Below are 17,415 nucleotides of genomic sequence, written 5' to 3'. Positions count from 1 at the left end.
CGCAGGCCGGTGTCCGTACGGACACCGCACCCGACCAGATGGAGATGCTCGTGGCCAATCCGCTCGAGAAACTGCTGCGTGCCGGCGAGGGCCGCATCCTGCGCCGACTGCAGGGCGTCGTGAAGGCGACCGGAGCGCTCGAAGAGGACTACGAGCAGCTCACCGACGACGAGCTGCGCAACGAGACCGTCGAGCTGCGCGCCCGCTACGAAGCCGGCGAGACGCTCGACCAGCTCATGCCCGAGGCGTTCGCGGCCGTGCGCGAGGCGGCCAAGCGCACGCTCGGTCAGCGTCCCTACGACGTGCAGATCATGGGCGGCGCGGCCCTGCACCTCGGCAACATCGCCGAGATGAAGACCGGTGAGGGCAAGACCCTGACCGCGGCCCTGCCGGCCTACCTCAACGCGATCGCGGGCCAGGGCGTTCACGTCATCACGGTCAACGACTTCCTCGCGAGCTACCAGTCCGAGCTGATGGGTCGCGTCTACCGCGCGCTGGGCATGACCACGGGCACCGTCGTGGCCGGTCAGACCCCCGAGGTGCGCCGCCAGCAGTACGAGGCCGACATCAGCTACGGCACGAACAACGAGTTCGGTTTCGACTACCTGCGCGACAACATGGCCTGGCGCAAGGAAGACCTCGTGCAGCGCGGTCACTTCTACGCGATCGTCGACGAGGTCGACTCGATCCTCATCGACGAGGCCCGCACCCCGCTGATCATCTCGGGCCCGGCATCCGGTGAAGCCAACCGCTGGTTCGCGGAGTTCGCCAAGCTCGCCCGCACCCTCGAGGCCGGGGTCGACTACGAGGTCGACGAGAAGAAGCGCACGATCGGCGTGCTCGAGCCCGGCATCGAGAAGGTCGAGGACTACCTCGGCATCGACAACCTGTACGAGTCGGCCAACACCCCGCTGATCTCGTTCCTCAACAACTCGATCAAGGCGATCGCGCTGTTCAAGCGCGACACCGACTACGTCGTGATGAACGACGAGGTCATGATCGTCGACGAGCACACCGGTCGCATCCTCGTGGGCCGTCGCTACAACGAGGGCATCCACCAGGCCATCGAGGCGAAGGAGAACGTGCCGGTCAAGGCCGAGAACCAGACCCTGGCCACCGTCACGCTGCAGAACTACTTCCGCCTGTACGAGAAGCTCTCGGGCATGACCGGTACCGCCGAGACCGAGGCGGCCGAGTTCATGTCGACCTACAAGCTCGGCGTGGTGCCCATCCCCACGAACAAGCCGATGATCCGCAAGGATCAGTCCGACCTCGTCTACAAGAACGAGACGGCCAAGTTCGCGCAGGTCGTCGAAGACATCGTCGAGCGTCACGAGAAGGGCCAGCCCGTCCTCGTAGGCACCACGAGCGTCGAGAAGAGCGAGTACCTCTCACGCCTGCTCGCGAAGAAGGGCGTGCGCCACGAGGTGCTCAACGCCAAGAACCACGCGCGCGAGGCCGAGATCGTCGCCCGCGCCGGTCGCCTGGGCGCCGTCACCGTCGCCACCAACATGGCCGGCCGTGGAACCGACATCATGCTCGGTGGAAACGCCGAGTTCCTCGCCGTGCAGGAGATGAAGGCGAAGAACCTCGACCCCGTCGAGACGCCCGAGGCCTACGAGTCCGAGTGGGACTCGGTCTACCAGGGCACGCGCGACGTCGTCGCCGAAGAGGCCGCGAAGGTCGTCGAGGCCGGTGGCCTCTATGTGCTCGGCACCGAGCGCCACGAGTCGCGCCGCATCGACAACCAGCTGCGCGGTCGCTCCGGCCGTCAGGGCGACCCCGGCGAGAGCCGCTTCTACCTATCGCTCACCGACGACCTCATGCGTCTGTTCCAGTCGGGGGCGGCCGAGGCGATCCTCGCGCGGACCAACTTCCCCGACGACGTCGCTATCGAGTCGGGCCTCGTCTCGCGCGCGATCAAGAGCGCGCAGTCGCAGGTCGAGGCGCGCAATGCCGAGATGCGCAAGAACGTCCTGAAGTACGACGACGTGCTGAACCGCCAGCGCGAGGCGATCTACGCCGACCGCCGTCACATGCTCCAGGGCGACGACATCGCCGACCGCGTGCAGCACTTCATCGAAGACGCCATCACGGCCGTCATCGACGACCACACCGGCTCGGGTCACACCGAGTCGTGGGACTTCGACGCCCTGTGGACCGAGCTGAAGACCATGTACCCGGTGAGCGTCACGATCGACGAGGTCGTGGCCGAGGCGGGCGGCAGCAAGGGCCGCATCACGCCCGAGGGGCTCAAGCGCGAGATCATCTCCGACGCCCGCATCGCGTACGAGAACCGCGAGAAGGCCCTCGGCGCCCAGGCGCTGCGCGAGCTCGAGCGCCGCGTGGTGCTGCAGGTGCTCGACCGCCGCTGGCGCGAGCACCTCTACGAGATGGACTACCTCAAGGACGGCATCGGCCTGCGCGCCATGGCCCAGCGCGACCCGCTCATCGAGTATCAGCGCGAGGGCTACCAGATGTTCCAGTCGATGATGGGGCAGATCAAAGAGGAGTCGGTCGGCTTCCTCTACAACCTCGAGGTCGAGGTGCGCGAGGTCGAGGGCGAGCCCGCGGCGCAGGTCGAGGCGAAGGGCCTGGCGCCCACCCCCGTCGAGACCCAGCGCCTGGAGTACTCGGCGGCGAACGACGCCGGCGAGGTCGAGGTGCGCAACGACCGCGGTCAGGTGCAGCAGGCGGCGACCAACCGCGTGCGACAGGCGGCTCAGCCGGCCGCCGCTCCCGCCGCCGAGGCGCCCGCCGCCGCGCGCGGCGCGTTCGGGCAGCGCACCGACGCTCCCGAGCAGGCCGCGTCGGGTAACCGCGCCGATCGCCGGGCCGCGAAGAAGAAGTAAGACGGATCCCCGGATGCCGCGTCCCGCCCCGGGACGCGGCATCCGGCGTTTCCGGGCTCGGGTGCGGCGGGACCGCCGTCGCGCGGATCGCGAGCTCGGCGCGCTGGGGGGAACTCCCTCGGGACGGCGTGTCGGGCGCCGGATCCGCACGACGGTTCCGCCGCGGGCGGGCCACCGGGTGTCGATTGGCTCCGAAGGGGCGGGGATATCCTGAACCGATGAGCCCGCTGCGCCCCCTCGACCAGTCATCGAAGCTGAAGGACGTCCTCTACGAGATCCGTGGAGAGGCCCTCGTCGAGGCCGATCGTCTGGAGGCCGAGGGGCACGCGATCCTCAAGCTCAACACCGGCAACCCCGCCATCTTCGGCTTCGAGGCCCCGCACCAGATCGTGCGCGACATGATCGCGTCGGTGCCCAACGCGCACGGCTACAGCGACAGCCGCGGCATCCTGTCGGCCCGTCGTGCGATCGTGTCGCGCTACGAGCAGGAGCCCGGCTTCCCGCACCTCGACCCCGACCACGTGTTCCTGGGCAACGGCGTGTCCGAGCTCATCACGATGACCATGCAGGCGCTGCTCGACGAGGGCGACGAGGTGCTCATCCCCGCCCCCGACTACCCGCTGTGGACGGCTATGACGAGCCTCGGCGGCGGAACGCCCGTGCACTACCTGTGCGACGAGGCGCGCGAGTGGCAGCCCGACCTGGAGGACATCCGGTCGAAGGTGACCCCGCGCACCAAGGCGATCGTGGTCATCAACCCGAACAACCCCACCGGCGCGGTCTATTCGCGCGAGGTGCTCGAGGGGATCGCGGCGATCGCGCGCGAGCACTCGTTGCTGCTGCTGTCGGACGAGATCTACGACCGCATCCTGTTCGACGGGGCCGTGCACATCCCGATGGCGACCATCGCCCCCGACCTGCTGTGCCTGACCTTCAACGGTCTCTCCAAGACCTACCGCGTCGCTGGCTACCGCTCGGGGTGGCTTGCGATCACGGGACCCAAGGACCACGCGCAGGGCTTCCTGCACGGCATCAACCTGCTGGCTTCGACGCGCCTGTGCCCCAACGTCCCCGCGCAGTTCGCGGTGCAGGCGGCGTTGTCGGGCGTGCAGTCGATCGACGCGCTGATCGCCCCGTCGGGTCGACTGCACGAGCAGCGGGATGCCGCGTGGGAGGGCCTCGAGGCCATCCCCGGGGTCTCGTGCGTGATGCCGCGCGGAGCGCTCTACGCCTTCCCGCGCTTCGACCCCGAGGTGTACGAGATCCCCGACGACGGCAAGTTCGTGCGCGACTTCCTGGTCGCCGAGCACGTGCTGCTCGTGCAGGGGTCGGGCTTCAACTGGCCCGCGACCGATCACGTGCGCATCGTCACGCTCCCCGAGGCGCGGGTCATCAGCGACGCGATCGAGCGGCTCGGCAACTTCCTCTCGACCTGGCGGCCGTGACGCGGATGCCGCGACGCGGACGCCGTGACGCGGCTGGCGTGACGCGGATGACGTGACGCGGACGGGGTGACCTGCATGCCGTGACGCGGATGGGGTGCCCCGCATGCCGCGACGTGGACGCCGTGACGCGGATGCCGTTGCCCCGGATGCCGTGACGCGGATGACGTTGCCCCGCATGCCATGACCCCGGATGCCGTGACCCCGTCGATCCACGGCGTCGATCTGGCCCCGCGCCCGGCACGCCGCCCCTTGGCGTCGGTTCGGGCGGTCGAGGCCCCGCCGCAGCGCCGACCGGTCCGACCACACGGCTGAGGAGCTCGGCGGGCGGCGGACGGGTCGGCGGGGCGGGGATCACATCATGCCGAGCGAGGTGACGCGCCAGCGTCCGTCGAGGCCCTCGATCCGCATGGCCAGGGCGCGGGTGCGCGCCCGCGCGGAGGCGGTCACCGTGGCCTCGATGATGCCGTCGCCGGGGGAGGAGAGGCGCACGCGCTGTACCTCGTACACGTCGTAGAGGCTGAGCACGCGACGGGCGCTGCGCGCGCGGGCCGACAGGTTCTTGATCGTGGTGAGACGGTCGAGCACGTCTTCCGACATCCAGCGCGTGAGCTGCTCCGCTCGGCGGACTCCGGCGAGGACCTCGAACGCACCTCGCGCGACGTTGCGCGTGAAGACCGCCGGCGGCGGGAGCTGGGCAGTCGGGGTGCGCTGCCGATCGAAGAAGTCGGGGTCGGATGGAGCGGTCGGGGTGAGGCGAGCTGCGGGCTTCGGTGACATGGATTTCCTCCGGGCTGTGGTGCGGCAGCGAGCGGGGGGTGGTGCCGACAGTAGGCGAGTCGCGCGGCGCGACGACCTCGCCGGGGTCATCTGTGGACGACACGCCACAGCGGGCGGAATGGGGAGAATCCGCGGCGCACGGGGTTCGGGAGGGGGCCGACCGCCGCGCGGAGGAAGTCGGCGGAACCGCTCCCACCCTGACCCGGCGGAGTCTCTCCGCTCGCCTTGTCCCCCGTTCTGGGGGACGGGGGAGTTCACCTGCGACCCGCGCGCCTCGCGGGCGGCCGCGCCCCGGGGCTGGGCCCGCCGTGCCCCGAGGCGGGACCGACCGCCCGTCGTGGGGGAGCGACGATCGGTGACGACGGCGTGCGAAGTCCGCCATGTACATGTATACATGCACGAGACGAACGGCGCCCGGCCGCGGCGGGTGAAAACCATCGCCCGAGGGGTGAATCTCAGTGCCGCGCGGGCTCGCGCGGTCGGCACACGCCGACGACCCGGCGTGGTTGACTGAGACGGTGTCGACACTGAGTGAACTCGTCTACGCCCAGGGCCGCTCCAGCGAGGCGGACGTCGAGTGGCTGCACCGGCTCGCGGGTGACGGGCAGTTGCTCGCCGACCTCGCGTTCGCCGACATCGTCATCTGGGTGCCCACCCCCGACGACTCGTTCGTCGCGGTGGCCCACACCCGGCCCGGGGGAGCGGCGACGCTGTTCTACCGCGACATCGTCGGAGACCGCGTGCGACCGCAGTGGCGCACCCAGGTGCGCGACGCCTTCCAGAGCGGACGCATCGTCGACTCCGCGTCGCCCGACTGGTTCGAAGAGACGCCCACGCGCGTGCGCGCGGTGCCGATCGTGCGCGAGCTGTCGCGCGAGGGCCACGCCGTCACCACGGTCGGCGTGCTCACCCGCCACACCAACCTCGGTGAGACGCGCACCCCCTCGCGTCAGCAGATCACCTTCAACGACTGCGCCGACGACCTGTTCGGCATGATCTCGTCGGCCGAGTTCCCCGACCTCGCAGCCCCCACCGCACCGCGTCGCGGAGCGCCTCGCGCCTCGGACGGGCTGATCCGTCTCGACGTCGACGGCATCACGACCTTCGCCAGCCCCAACGCCCTCTCGGCGTTCAACCGCATGGGCTTCGACGACGAACTCGAGGGCGAGTCGCTCGCCGAGGTGACGGCGCGCATCCTCCCGGCCAAGCGGCAGGACGTCGATGAGTCGCTGCCCGTGGTCGTGAGCGGGCGCGCACCGTGGCGCGCCGACATGGAAGCACGGGGCGTGCAGGTGTCGCTGCGCACCATTCCGCTGCGCGATCGCGGCACGCGCATCGGCGCGATCGTGCTGAGCCGCGACGTCACCGAGATCCGCCACCAGGAGCAGGAGCTCATCACCAAAGACGCGACGATCCGCGAGATCCACCACCGCGTCAAGAACAACCTGCAGACGGTCGCCTCGCTGCTGCGCATCCAGGCGCGCCGCACCCACTCCGACGAGGCGCGCGACGCCCTCACCCAGGCGATGCGCCGCGTCTCGGCGATCGCCGTCGTGCACGACACCCTGTCGGAGGGGCTCGCCCAGAACGTCGACTTCGACGACGTCTTCGCGCGCGTGCTCAAGCTCGTCGCCGAGGTCGCCGCCGCCCCGAACACGCGCGCCCGCACGCGCACGACCGGTCAGTTCGGCACGCTGCCGAGCCAGTTCGCGACGCCGCTCGCGCTCGCCCTCACGGAGCTGGTGACCAACGCCGTCGAGCACGGGCTCGCCGGTCAGGAGGGCGATGTCGAGATCGCCGCGGAGCGCAACGGCGAGATGCTCGAGGTCAGCGTGCGCGACACTGGCGTCGGCCTCCCCGAGGGGCAGGTCGGTCGCGGTCTGGGCACGCAGATCGTCCGCACCCTCATCCAGGGCGAGCTCGGCGGCACGATCGACTGGCACACCCTCATGGGCAGCGGCACCGAGGTCACGATCGAGATCCCGCTGCGCTACATCGGCGGCGCGTCGGCCTGAGCCCCGCGGCATCCGTTCCGATTCCGGATGCCGCGTGCCGGCGCTTGCCGCGCGGAACGGCGCCCGGGCCCGGAGCGGATTCTCGAAAGAGCCCCAAACGCGGAGAAGCCCGCCCCGAGGGGCGGGCTTCTGCCGGAGACGCTGTCGTCAGGAGGCGCGGCGGGCGCGAGCGGCGCGGCGCTTGAGCGCGCGACGCTCGTCTTCGCTCAGACCGCCCCACACGCCCGAGTCCTGACCGGACTCGAGGGCGTACTGCAGGCAGACCTCGGTGACGGTGCAGCGTGCGCAGACCGACTTGGCCTTCTCGATCTGGTCGACCGCGGGGCCGGTGTTGCCGACCGGGAAGAACAGTTCGGGGTCGACGGTCAGGCAGGCTGCTTTGTCGCGCCAATCCATAGAGGTGCTCCTTGTAACAGAAATTTCAGACGATTCGGCACCGGCATTCGGGTCCGGTACCCTGGTGGGAACGCGAGCGATTGCTCGCCCCACTTCGCTGTGGGAGCACACGGCTTGTTCTATGCTCCCATAGCGATTCCGCCTGATCAAGAGGTAACCGCGAGGTTTCCGGAACGTAACGGCGCGGAGCTGCGCGTCGAGGAGGCCATTCCCGATGCCCGTTCGTCTCGCGGCAGCCGCACTCCTGGGCCTCGAAGCCCTCGGCATCCTGGCCCTCGCCGGATGGCAGACGGTCGCCCTCATCGGCGGTGACACCGACTCCGCGGTGAGCTCGATCGCGCTCATCGTGCTCACGGTGATCGGCGCCGTGGCGGTCGCCGGATTCGCGGTGGCGACCGCGCGAGACGTGTCGGCCGGACGCTCGGGCGGCATCGTGACGCAGCTGCTCATCCTGTCGGTCGCGATCGGCGCGATCACGGGGGAGTGGGCCGCCCCCTTCGTGGCCCTTCTCATCGCGCTGCCCGCGATCGTCGGCCTCGTGCTGCTCTTCCTCGCCGTTCGTGGTGCCGCACCGCGACGCCGCGAGGCCGACACCGACGCCTGAGAACGACGGAACCCCGCCGACCGCGGGTGCGGGGCGGGGTGCCGGATGCCGTGGCTCAGGCCGCGTCGACGCCGAGCTTCTTGCGCAGTCGCGCGACGTGCCCGGTGGCCTTGACGTTGACCAGGGCCTCGACGACGGTGCCCTCTTCGTCGATGACGAACGTCGAGCGCAGCACGCCGGTGATGGTCTTGCCGTAGTTCTGCTTCTCGCCCCATGCGCCGTAGGCCTCGTGCACGGCGTGGTCGGGGTCGCTCAGCAGCGGGAAGGTGAGCCCGTCGCTGTCGCGGAAGGCACGCAGCTTCTCGGGGGTGTCGCGCGAGACGCCGAGCACCGTGTAGCCGGCGCCCTGCAGCGAGGCGAGACTGTCGCGGAAGTCGCAGGCCTGCGTCGTGCACCCGGGCGTCTGCGCCGCGGGGTAGAAGTACACGATGACGCGGCGCCCGCGGAAATCGCTGAGCGATACGGGGTGCTCGTCTTGGTCCATCAGGGTGAAGTCGGGCGCGGCGGAGCCGGGTTCGAGGTTCGTCACCCCTCCAGCCTAGAACGCTCGATGCCCTGGAACGTCGTCAGCAGGCGCTGCAGCGAGTCGAGTCGCGCGGCGGCCCCCGGTCCGAGTCGGCCGGATTCGACGGCCTCGATGATCGCGCAGTCGGGGGCGTCGGGCAGGTGCGTGCAGCCGCGAGGGCATTCCTCGGCCACCGCGGCCAGGTCGGTGAAGGCGCCGAGCACGTGCGCGGGATCGACGTGGCCGAGGCCGAACGAGCGCACGCCCGGGGTGTCGATGACCCAGCCGCTGCCGGCCGGTCCGCGGTAGCGCAGCGAGACGGCCGACGACGAGGTGTGCCGCCCGCGACCGGTGACCGTGTTGACGTGACCGATCGCGCGTTCGGAGCCCGTGAGGGCGTTCACCAGCGTCGACTTGCCGACGCCCGAGTGTCCGACGAACACCGTGGAGTGCCCCGCGAGGGCCTCGCCGATCTCGTCGAGCGGCATCTCTCCCTGTGCACTCGTGAACACGCGCAGGTCGATGCCGACGAAGTGCGCGAGGAACTCGGTCGGGTCGGCGAGGTCGGTCTTGGTCACCACGAGCAGGGGACGGATGCCGGCGTCGAGCGCTGCGACGAGGTAGCGGTCGACCAGTCGCGCGCGCGGCTCGGGGTCGGCCGCGGCCACCACGACGAGCATCTGGTCGGCGTTGGCGACGATGACCCGTTCGACCTGATCGGTGTCGTCGGCGCTGCGGCGAAGGAGCGAGGTGCGCTCCTCGAGGCCGATGATGCGGCCGAGCGTTCCCTCGTCGCCGGAGAGGTCGCCGACGACCTTGGCGCGGTCGCCGTTGACGATGGGCTGCTTGCGCAGCTCGCGGGCGCGTGTCGCGAGCACGCGGCGCTCGTCGGGGCCGTCTTCGTCGACGAGCACTGTATAGCGGCCGCGGTCGACGCCGAGCACCCGCGCGATCTGCGCGTCGGCGTGGGCGGGGCGACGCTTCGTGCGCGGTCGGTTGGCCTTGGGGTTCGGGCGGACCCGGATCGACGACTCGTCGAACTCCAGGTCGCCGTCGTCATCGTCGTCGAGCCAGCTCATCACTCAGTCGCCCGTCGCATCCGCGCCCAGCATGGCCTGCCACAGGGCGGCGAACTGGGGGAGCGTCTTGGCCGTGGTGCCGATGTCGTCGATGCGCACGCCCGGCACGCGCAGGCCGATCAGCGCGCCGGTGGTGGCCAGGCGGTGGTCGTGGTGAGCCTTCCACTCGCCGGCGCGCAGCGGGCGGGGGACGATGCGGATGCCGTCGTCGAGCTCGTGCGCCTCGCCGCCGAGCGAGCGCAGGTTGCCGACGAGGGCGGCGATGCGGTCGGTCTCGTGGCCGCGGATGTGGCCGATGCCGTGCAGCGTGGTGGGGCCGTCGGCGAAGGCCGCGAGCCCGAAGAGCGTGGGGGCCAGTTCGCCGGCCGCCGACAGGTCGAGCTCGACGCCGACGATGCCGTCTTCGCCGCCCGCCACGGTCAGCGCCCCGCCGCGGCGGCTCACGCGAGCGCCCATCTCGGCGAGGATGTCGACCAGCAGAGCGCCCGGCTGCGTGCTGTGCAGGGGCCACCCCGTGACCGTGACCGAGCCGCCCGTGACCATCGCGGCGGCCAGGAAGGGCGCGGCGTTGGAGAGGTCGGGCTCGATCGCGACGTCTTTCGCGCGCACCGGTCCCGCCGGCACGATCCACTCGCCCGGCGCGGGGCGCTCGACGTGCACCGCGCGGTGGGCGAGGGCCTCGACGGTCATGTCGATGTGGGGAACGCTCGGCAGGCGCGAGCCGACGTGGCGCAGGTGCAGACCGACGTCGAAGCGGGGGGCGGCCAGCAGCAGGCCCGAGACGAACTGACTCGACTGGCTCGCGTCGATCTCGACCTCTCCGCCGCGCACGTGACCGTGCCCGCGCACCGAGAAGGGGAGCGACCAGTGGCCGCCGTCGTCGATGTCGACGCCCACATCGCGCAGGGCGCGGATCATCGCACCCATGGGTCGGTGCAGGGCGCTCTCGTGGGCCGTGACGTGCACGTCGCCGCGGGCGAACCCTGCGAGCGGGGCGACGAAGCGCATGACCGTGCCGGCCTGGCCGCAGTCGACCGTGCTGTCGCCGGCGAACGACGACGGGGGAGTCACCAGCAGATCGGGGCCGAAGGGCGAGTCGGTCTCGACCTCGTCGATGCCGACACCGAGCGCGCGCAGGGAGTCGATCATGCGCGCCGAGTCGTCGGAGTGCAGCGGCGCGTGCAGCGTGCCGGGCCCGTCGGCGATGGCGGCGAGCACGAGCTCGCGATTGGTCAGCGACTTCGACCCGGGCACGGTGACGGTGGCCTCGACCGCACCCCGTGCGACGGGCGCGTCCCATTCGCCACGGGGAGTGTCTGCGGAAGGGGAATACCCGAGGGGAGTCATCGGTTCCTAGCCTACTGAAAGGGGACGACACGTGACCGCACTTCTCGAGCTCGACCGCACGGCGACAGCCGTCCCGGTGGTGGTCGACGCGCCCGACGTAGACTGGCGCGCGATGAACGACACCGCAGACGCCGGCCCGCAGGCGGAGCCCCGCGCACAGTTCGAAGAGCAGGCCCTGCCCTTCATGGATCAGCTCTACGCCGCGGCCATGCGCATGACGCGCAACCCCGCCGACGCCGCCGATCTGGTGCAGGAGACCTTCGTCAAGGCCTTCGGCTCGTGGGCGACGTTCACGCAGGGCACGAACCTCAAGGCGTGGCTGTACCGCATCCTGACGAACACGTACATCAACACGTATCGCAAGAAGCAGCGCGAGCCCTACCAGAGCGCGATCGACGACCTCGAGGACTGGCAGCTCGGCGGAGCCGAGTCGACCACCGCGAGCAGCGCCCGTTCGGCCGAGGCCGAAGCGATCGACCACATGCCGGCATCCGTCGTCAAAGACGCGCTGCAGTCGATCCCCGAGGATTTCCGGATGGCGGTGTACCTCGCCGACGTCGAGGGCTTCGCCTACCAGGAGATCGCCGACATCATGAAAACCCCGATCGGTACGGTCATGAGCCGTCTGCACCGCGGCCGGCGGCTGCTGCGCGACCTGCTGTCGGATTACGCCAAGGAGCGCGGCATCAAGGCCGCGACGGGAGAGAAGAAATGAGCGACTGCGGCTGCGACAAGGCGCGACGTGACCTTGAGGAGTACCTGCGCAACGAGGTCTGCAAGACCGAGGCGAAGGACATTCGGGAGCACCTCGAGAGTTGCCCCGGATGCCAGGACGAAGCCCTCGTGGCGCGCACGCTGACCGATGTGGTGGCGCGGGCGTGCAAAGAGACGGCGCCCGACGAGCTGCGCGACCAGGTGCTCTCGCGCCTGCGCGCCATTCAGGCCACGCACTGACCCGGCCTCGGTCGCCGGTCGCCCGGCGATGTCGGACGGTGTCCCTAGGCTGGGGGCATGGCATCCCTCGACACTCTGACGCTGCCCCTCGACCAGACCTCCGGCGACGACCTCGCCGCCTCGGGTCTCGAGTACCGGCGGGTCGACGCCGACGGTGACGACTTCCGTCCGTTCCTGCAGGCCGTCGGCCGCGGGTTCCTCGGCGCGGAGTCGACGGATGCCGAGGTCGACAACTCGCGGCTCACGCTCCGCACCCGCCGTCTGACGGGGGTCTTCGATCGCGCCGGGGCCGTCCCGGCCATGCCGGTGGGGACGATCGACTCGTGGGCGACCGAGCTGACCGCGTCTCCCGGTCGCATGATCGACCTCTGGGCCATCAGCGCGGTCACCGTCGCCCCGACGCATCGGCGCCGCGGGATCGCGCGCGCCATGATCGGCGGAGAGCTGCGCACGGCCAAGGCCGCCGGGTTCGCCCTCGCGGGCCTCACGGTGACGGAGGCGACGATCTACGGCCGGTGGGGCTTCTCGCCCGCGGCGTGGGCCTCCGACGTCGTCGTCGACACGCGGCGTGCGCGCTGGACGGGGCCGCAGGCTCCGGGGCGTCTCGACTTCGTACCGAAGGACACCCTCGTCGAGCGCCTGCATGCCGTGCACGAGCGGGTGCGGGTGCGTCAGCCCGGAGCAGTGCCCGGCTGGGACGGCCGTTGGCGCGGTCTGGCCGGTCTGGCCCCCGGCGACAAGGCGGCCGAGCGCGTGCGCGCGGTGGTCTACCGCGACGCCGAGGGCATCGAGACCGGCATCCTCGTCTACACGATCGACGAGCGCGACGACTGCTCGGCGCACGATCTCGAGGTGCGCACGCTCTTCGCCGCCGACGCCGACGCCTACGCCGCACTCTGGCGCTTCGCGATCGAGCACGACCTCGTCGGGCGGGTGAAGGCGTGGCTGCAACAGCCGGTGCCGCCCGTGCAGTGGATGGTCGACGACCGCCGGGCCGTCACCGCGACCCTGACCGACCACCACTGGCTGCGCGTGCTCGACGTTCCCGCCGCGCTCGCCGCTCGCGCGTACGCCGCGCCCCTCGATCTCGTGCTCCGCATCGACGACCCGCTCGGACTCGCCGACGGCACGTGGCGCGTGACGATCGGCGATGACGGAGAGGCAGCGGTCGTCCCCACCGACGACGATGCCGCCGTGGAGATGACCGTGGCTGCGCTCGGCTCCCTGCTGCTCGGCGGAGTCCGCGCCACCGAGCTCGCGGCGGCCGGCCTGGTGAAAACGGGGATGAACGAGTGCGCGGCGATCGATCGCGCGTTCACCGCCGCCGTCACGCCGCACCTCGACATCTGGTACTGATCCACGTCGCGGGCGCAGCCGCTATCGGCGCATGATGGTCATCTGATCTGGGCCCTCATAGGAAACAGCAATACGATGCCGCCGATGTCCGAAACTGCTGCGCCCCCGCCCGAGGAGCGACCTCCCACGCGCCTGGGTGCGGTGAGTTCCGCCCTGCGCCGTTACGTGCGCGCGAATCCCGTCGCCGTGTGCGCCGCGGTGCTCGTGATCGCCGCCGCCGCCGCGACGGGGTCGCTGTGGAACGAGGACGCCCTCGTCTGGGGCGCCGGACCCCTTGCGACGTTCGGCAGTGGTCGGTGGTGGACGCTGCTCACGGCCCTCGTCGTGCCCGACTCGTCCATCGACGCGGCGTCGTCGGTGCTGCTGGCCCTCACCGTGCTGGCGTACGCCGAACGCCTGCTCGGGTCGCGCCGCACCGCGGTGCTGATGTTCGTGATCGGTTTCAGCGGACTCCTCGTCGGGATCGGCCTGCACGCGGCCGCGTGGACGGTCACCGACCTGCGTCCCGTGGTGGCCGCCGAGGTGCCGGTGCTCGACCCGACCACTGCCATCGCGGGTGCCGTCATGGCCGGCACGGCTTTCGCCCCCACCCTCTGGCGTCGGCGCGTGCGCCTGATCGGCTTCGCGCTGCTGGGCATGTTCGCCCTCTACGCCGGCGATGCCGACTCCTGGTACCGCCTCAGCGCCGCCGTCATCGGCCTGCTCGTCGGGGCGGTCCTGGCCCGCGGGCGCGAGCGCCGGTCGTGGCACCGCAGCTCGACCCGTGAGACGCGCACGCTTCTGGCGCTGCTCGTCGCCGTGGTGGGCAGCGGTCCGATCGTGGCACTGGTCAGCGGCGGGGGTCGCGGTCCGCTTTCGCTCGTCGTCGAGGCGTACACCCAGTACGACGACGAGATCCTCTCGCAGTGCGGGAGCGTCGCCTCCTCGGTCTGCGACGAGCAGATCGCCCTGCTGATGACCCGCGGGGCCGGTCCCGCCCTCCTGGCGATCGTGCCCCTCGTGCTGCTGCTGGTGGCCGCGTGGGGCCTGCGACAGGGGCGCCGCTCGGCCTGGGTGCTGGCGACCGTGGTGCTTCTGGCATCCGCCGTGCTCCCGATCGTCTCGCTCCTCGACGGCCGGCTGCGCATCGACCCGTGGGTCGATGGCAGCGGCGCCGAGTACGTGCTCTGGGCGTTGGCGTCGATCGTGCTCCCTCTCGTGCTCGCCGCGGCACTGTACGTCGCCCGTGCGCGCTTCCCGGTGCGCGCGACCCGTCGTGCCGCCCGCACCGTCGCCGTGGCGCTCGTGGTCGCCTTCATCGTGTGCGCATCGACCCTGTTCGTGGTCGAAGCCGTGGGGCGACGCGCATTCGACCGCGAGGTCTCGGTGCTCGACCTGGTCGGACTGACGCTGCGCCGCTTCCTTCCGCCGGCGTTCGCGCATCCGGGCGGCGGCGGAGCCTTCCCGCACGGGGGCCCCGCTCTCTTCGCCTACCAGTGGATCGGCGTGCTGTTCTGGGCGATCGTGGTCGCGGCGATCCTGTGGCTGTACCGCCGCGCTCGGCGCCCCGATGCGGGCGACGAGGCCCACTATCGCGAGCTGCTGCGCCGCGGCAGCGACACCCTCGGGTTCCTCGGCACGTGGGAGGGCAACCGCCACTGGTACTCCGACGACCGGGAGTGCGCCGTGGCGTACCGCCTCGTCGGCGACGTGGCCCTCGCCGTGGCAGACCCCCTCGCGCCCGAGGGGCGGCGGCCCGAGGCTCTGCGCGCCTTCACCGACTACTGCGTCGAGCACGACTGGACACCGGCGTTCTACAGCATCCACTCCGACACGCTCGACGACCTCGCCGCGCTCGGCTGGCGCCACGTTTCGGTGGGCGTCGAGACGGTCATGGACCTCCCCGGCCTGACCTTCGCGGGCAAGACCTGGCAGAAGGTGCGTCAGCCCCTCACCCGCGCCGAGCGCGAGGGTTACACCGCCGTCTGGTCGCGCTGGAACGAGCTCACCGTGGCGCAGGCCTCGCAGGTGGTGGCGATCGACGAGGAGTGGGTGGCCGACCGCGCGCTCCCGGAGATGGGCTTCACGCTCGGCTCCCTCGACGAGCTGCGCGACCGCGACGTCCGGCTGCTGCTCGCCGTCGGACCCGACGACCGGATCGAGGCCGTCACCAGCTGGATGCCGAGCTGGACCGACGGGGAGATCACCGGCTGGACCCTCGACTTCATGCGGCGTCGCACCGATGGCCAGAACGGCATGATGGAGTTCCTCATCGCCAAGGCCGCCCTCGAGCTGCAGCAGGAGGGCGCCGTCGTGCTGAGCCTGTCGGGCGCCCCCCTGGCCGACGACCCCGACGAAGAGGCCGACGACGACCCCGCCCTGCTGCGCGCGCTGCTGCGGTGGCTGGCCGAAGTGCTCGAGCCGGCGTACGGGTTCGCGTCGCTGTTCCGCTTCAAGGGCAAGTTCCGCCCCCGCTACCGCCCCCTCGCGCTGGCCTACCGGGATCCCCTCGAGCTGCCCGCGATCGGCGCCGCGGTCGGGCGGGCGTACCTGCCCGACGCGTCGCGCCGGGAGATGGTCGCCCTCGCCCGCACCGCTTGGGAGGGGCGTCGGTGAACAAATTCGTGCTGTCCTTCGAACTCATCGACAGCCCCCTGCTCGCCGTCTGCGCCATCGTGACGGGTCTCGGCGTCGTCGCGATCGTGTTGTGGGCCCCGCGTCGCCTCATCACGACCGCCGCGATCGGCCTCGGAGCGGCCATCGTGATGTACGTCGTCGCGCACGTGCTCGAGTCGATGGGCGTGTTCGAAGGGCCGCTTCCGGTCGGTGCCGCGTCGAAGGCGGCGGTCGCGGTCGGAGCAGCCGCGGTGGGCGTGGTCGGCATCTGCCGCCGTCCGTGGGCGCGGCGCATCATCGGGATCGTGACCGTGATCGCCTCGCTGCTCGCGGGAGCCCTGGGCGTCAACGCGGCATACGGCGTGACCCACAACATCGCCGCGATCCTCGGTGTACAGGCCCTCGACCCGGCCTCGTTGCCGCCGCGCGGCGACGCCGCGGGCGATCCGGCGACCCTGTACGAGCGGTGGCAGCCGCCGGCCGGCATGCCCACGACGAGCTCGGTGAGCGCGCTGACCGGCTCGACCAAGATCCCGACGGGGCAGTTCGCGGCGCGCGACGCCTCGCTCTACCTGCCGCCCGCCGCCCGTGTCGCCGACCCCCCGGCGCTCCCGCTGCTCGTCTTCATGATGGGGCAGCCGGGCGGTCCCGACCCCTCGGCCCTGGCGAAGGCGCTCGACGCGTTCGCCGCCCAGCACAGCGGGCTCGCACCGATCGCGGTCGTCGTCGACCAGCTGAGCGCCCCCGAGAAAGACCCGGCGTGCGCCGACTCGGCCACCTACGGCGCGGTGGAGACCTACATCAACCAGATGGTCCCGCAGTGGGCGGCGAGCAACCTCAACATCGTGCAGGACCACCGCTACTGGACCATCGGCGGCTTCTCGAACGGTGGCGCGTGCGCCGCGTATTACGGGGCGAAGCACCCCGACATCTGGGGGCAGGTGCTCGACGTCTCGGGCAACGAGTTCCCCGGGTCGGAGCACCCGTCGCAGACGACGTCCGACGTGTACAAGGGTGACGCGAACGCCTTCCAGGCCTCCAAGCCGTCCGTCATCATGGCCGCCGCCCCCGCGGGGACCTACACCGGTCACACGGCGGTGTTCACCTGGGGCGGCGCGGACACCACCTTCGGCCCGGGGCAGCAGGCGAACTCCGAGGCCGCGCAGGCCGCGGGCTTCACGGTGCTGACCTACGTCGTCGACGGTGCCGGCCATACCGGCGAGGCGCTCGACAAGGGTCTCGCGTGGGCCATTCCGGCACTCGCGCCTGCGCTCGGTCTCGCGGCACCTCCGGCCTCCTGATCCCTGCGCGGAAGGGCTCTGCCCGCGGGAAGGTCGATGCAGCGCCCCGGAGACGGTGATGCGCATCGGAGGGGGGACGTCGGCGCGGCTCATCCCCTTCTGCGGGGGTGAGCCGGTTCCGCGAGGCCTCCGGCGCGCGACCCGCGAGGCCTCGCGACCTCGGCACCACGGCATCCGGGAACGACGAAG

The 17,415-nt window shown here is 71.1% G+C and carries 14 protein-coding genes; 9 read left to right on the top strand and 5 right to left on the bottom strand.

What is annotated here, in order from left to right; all coding sequences use genetic code 11:
• Window positions 1-50 precede the first annotated feature (50 nt).
• Entirely contained in the window at window positions 51-2,852 is a 2,802-nt protein-coding gene (secA, locus tag ABXS86_RS06045; protein WP_353665935.1) for a preprotein translocase subunit SecA, read from the top strand.
• 218 nt (window positions 2,853-3,070) lie between these two features.
• Window positions 3,071-4,297: a pyridoxal phosphate-dependent aminotransferase gene (locus tag ABXS86_RS06040; RefSeq protein WP_144828778.1), complete on the top strand. Its 1,227-nt coding sequence runs from the start codon at window positions 3,071-3,073 to the stop codon at window positions 4,295-4,297.
• A gap of 351 nt (window positions 4,298-4,648) precedes the next feature.
• Here the strand turns inward: ABXS86_RS06040 and ABXS86_RS06035 are convergent, their stop codons facing one another.
• Window positions 4,649-5,074 carry an Rv3235 family protein gene (locus ABXS86_RS06035; RefSeq protein WP_307209763.1) on the bottom strand — a complete coding sequence of 142 codons (426 nt, stop codon included), beginning with the start codon at window positions 5,072-5,074 and terminating at the stop codon, window positions 4,649-4,651.
• A 518-nt stretch (window positions 5,075-5,592) separates the two neighbouring features.
• On the opposite strand from ABXS86_RS06035, the gene ABXS86_RS06030 reads away from it, so the two are divergent.
• Window positions 5,593-7,089, top strand: coding sequence for a sensor histidine kinase (locus ABXS86_RS06030; protein ID WP_144828773.1), 1,497 nt, complete (start codon window positions 5,593-5,595; stop codon window positions 7,087-7,089).
• Between the two features lie 147 nt (window positions 7,090-7,236).
• Here the strand turns inward: ABXS86_RS06030 and ABXS86_RS06025 are convergent, their stop codons facing one another.
• On the bottom strand, window positions 7,237-7,485 hold the full coding sequence (locus ABXS86_RS06025) for a WhiB family transcriptional regulator (protein ID WP_013583608.1): 249 nt from the start codon (window positions 7,483-7,485) through the stop codon (window positions 7,237-7,239).
• Window positions 7,486-7,699: 214 nt separating this feature from the next.
• Here ABXS86_RS06025 and ABXS86_RS06020 point away from each other — a divergent pair, with 214 nt between their 5' ends.
• On the top strand, window positions 7,700-8,089 hold the full coding sequence (locus ABXS86_RS06020; RefSeq protein WP_307209797.1) for a histidine kinase: 390 nt from the start codon (window positions 7,700-7,702) through the stop codon (window positions 8,087-8,089).
• A gap of 55 nt (window positions 8,090-8,144) precedes the next feature.
• On the opposite strand, the gene bcp is transcribed toward ABXS86_RS06020, so the two are convergent.
• The 3 genes from bcp to aroA are packed head-to-tail and all read right to left on the bottom strand — an operon-like array spanning window position 8,145 to window position 11,020.
• A complete protein-coding gene (gene bcp, locus ABXS86_RS06015; protein ID WP_353665934.1) occupies window positions 8,145-8,618 on the bottom strand; it encodes a thioredoxin-dependent thiol peroxidase in 474 nt (157 codons plus the stop codon).
• Window positions 8,615-9,673, bottom strand: coding sequence for a ribosome small subunit-dependent GTPase A (gene rsgA / locus ABXS86_RS06010; protein ID WP_353665933.1), 1,059 nt, complete (start codon window positions 9,671-9,673; stop codon window positions 8,615-8,617). Before rsgA ends, bcp begins: the two co-directional genes overlap by 4 nt.
• 3 nt (window positions 9,674-9,676) lie before the next feature.
• Window positions 9,677-11,020, bottom strand: a complete 1,344-nt coding sequence (aroA, locus tag ABXS86_RS06005; RefSeq protein ID WP_353665932.1) for a 3-phosphoshikimate 1-carboxyvinyltransferase — start codon at window positions 11,018-11,020, stop codon at window positions 9,677-9,679.
• Window positions 11,021-11,051: 31 nt separating this feature from the next.
• Between aroA and ABXS86_RS06000 the strand changes: the two genes are divergently transcribed.
• From ABXS86_RS06000 to ABXS86_RS05980, 5 genes are all read left to right on the top strand, one after another.
• Window positions 11,052-11,735, top strand: a complete 684-nt coding sequence (locus tag ABXS86_RS06000) for a sigma-70 family RNA polymerase sigma factor (RefSeq protein ID WP_373459130.1) — start codon at window positions 11,052-11,054, stop codon at window positions 11,733-11,735.
• The gene (locus ABXS86_RS05995; RefSeq protein ID WP_251504411.1) at window positions 11,732-11,974 is read left to right on the top strand and encodes a zf-HC2 domain-containing protein; all 243 of its coding nucleotides are present in this window, start codon (window positions 11,732-11,734) and stop codon (window positions 11,972-11,974) included. The genes ABXS86_RS06000 and ABXS86_RS05995 overlap by 4 nt, the downstream gene beginning before the upstream one ends.
• Window positions 11,975-12,031: 57 nt before the next feature.
• Entirely contained in the window at window positions 12,032-13,330 is a 1,299-nt protein-coding gene (locus tag ABXS86_RS05990; protein ID WP_353665931.1) for a GNAT family N-acetyltransferase, read from the top strand.
• A gap of 84 nt (window positions 13,331-13,414) precedes the next feature.
• Window positions 13,415-15,925 carry a bifunctional lysylphosphatidylglycerol flippase/synthetase MprF gene (locus ABXS86_RS05985; RefSeq protein ID WP_353665930.1) on the top strand — a complete coding sequence of 837 codons (2,511 nt, stop codon included), beginning with the start codon at window positions 13,415-13,417 and terminating at the stop codon, window positions 15,923-15,925.
• On the top strand, window positions 15,922-17,226 hold the full coding sequence (locus tag ABXS86_RS05980) for an alpha/beta hydrolase (RefSeq protein ID WP_353665929.1): 1,305 nt from the start codon (window positions 15,922-15,924) through the stop codon (window positions 17,224-17,226). Before ABXS86_RS05985 ends, ABXS86_RS05980 begins: the two co-directional genes overlap by 4 nt.
• Window positions 17,227-17,415 lie beyond the last annotated feature (189 nt).

Source organism: Microbacterium sp. che218 (assembly GCF_040436305.1).
In the GTDB taxonomy this organism is placed as follows: domain Bacteria; phylum Actinomycetota; class Actinomycetes; order Actinomycetales; family Microbacteriaceae; genus Microbacterium; species Microbacterium algihabitans.
This window is presented reverse-complemented; position numbering and strand designations above follow the sequence as displayed.

Coding starts and splice junctions, on each gene's coding strand:
- ABXS86_RS05985 (WP_353665930.1), top strand. CDS start 13,415: ATGTCCGAAACTGCTGCGCCCCCGCCCGAGGAGCGACCTCCCACGCGC.
- rsgA (WP_353665933.1), bottom strand. CDS start 9,673: ATGAGCTGGCTCGACGACGATGACGACGGCGACCTGGAGTTCGACGAG.
- ABXS86_RS06020 (WP_307209797.1), top strand. CDS start 7,700: ATGCCCGTTCGTCTCGCGGCAGCCGCACTCCTGGGCCTCGAAGCCCTC.
- aroA (WP_353665932.1), bottom strand. CDS start 11,020: ATGACTCCCCTCGGGTATTCCCCTTCCGCAGACACTCCCCGTGGCGAA.
- ABXS86_RS06040 (WP_144828778.1), top strand. CDS start 3,071: ATGAGCCCGCTGCGCCCCCTCGACCAGTCATCGAAGCTGAAGGACGTC.
- ABXS86_RS05990 (WP_353665931.1), top strand. CDS start 12,032: ATGGCATCCCTCGACACTCTGACGCTGCCCCTCGACCAGACCTCCGGC.
- ABXS86_RS06025 (WP_013583608.1), bottom strand. CDS start 7,485: ATGGATTGGCGCGACAAAGCAGCCTGCCTGACCGTCGACCCCGAACTG.
- ABXS86_RS06035 (WP_307209763.1), bottom strand. CDS start 5,074: ATGTCACCGAAGCCCGCAGCTCGCCTCACCCCGACCGCTCCATCCGAC.
- ABXS86_RS05995 (WP_251504411.1), top strand. CDS start 11,732: ATGAGCGACTGCGGCTGCGACAAGGCGCGACGTGACCTTGAGGAGTAC.